The following is a 720-nucleotide window of genomic DNA, read 5'->3' as shown; positions in this document are numbered from 1 at the left end:
GTGGCCGCTGGTCACCGGGGGTGATGGGCGGCGCGGTGGTTGGGGTTGGTCAGGCGGCGGTTCCCTTCTTCGCGGCGCGGGTGGCGCGGAGCCGGTAGGAGTCGGTGCCCGTGGCGATGATGTGGGCTCGGAAGGTGAGCCGGTCGACCACGGCGGCGGCGAGGCGTGGGTCGGTGAAGGTGCGGCCCCATTCGGAGAACGGGGCGTTGCTGGCGCAGGCGATGGAGGCTTTCTCCTCGCGGGCGGTGATGATCTGGAACAGCAGTTCGGCGCCGCGGGGGTCGAGGTGGACGTAGCCGACCTCGTCGAGGCAGAGCAGATCGAGGCGGGCGTAGCGGCCGACGACGCGGGAGAGTTGTTTGTCATCAGCGGCCTCGACGAGTTCGTTGACCAGGGCGGCGGTGGTGACGTAGCGGACCCGGCGGCCGGCCTCGGCGGCGGCGGTCCCCAGGCCGATGAGGAGATGGGTTTTGCCGGTGCCGGAGTCCCCGAGCAGCACGACGGGTTCCCCGGCGTCGATCCAGGCCCCGGCGGCGAGGTGCGCGAGGGTGGCCGGGGGCAGCGACGGGTGGGCGTGCAGGTCGAAATCGGCCAGCCGCTTGGAGCGGGGGAACTTGGCTTCGTTGACCCGGCGGATCCGGCGCCGCGAGTCGCGGTCGTCGCACTCGGCGGTGAGGACCTCGGCGAGATAAGCCTTGTGCGACAGCCGTTCCCGGGCGG

1 protein-coding gene is annotated in these 720 nt (G+C 72.1%); it reads right to left on the bottom strand.

What is annotated here, in order from left to right; translation table 11 throughout:
• Nucleotides 1-49 precede the first annotated feature (49 nt).
• On the bottom strand, nt 50-720 hold a 671-nt coding region (istB, locus tag ACFPFQ_RS48285; RefSeq protein WP_379630067.1), incomplete at its 5' end, for an IS21-like element helper ATPase IstB.

Source organism: Pseudonocardia sp. GCM10023141 (genome assembly GCF_042653605.1).
This window is presented reverse-complemented; position numbering and strand designations above follow the sequence as displayed.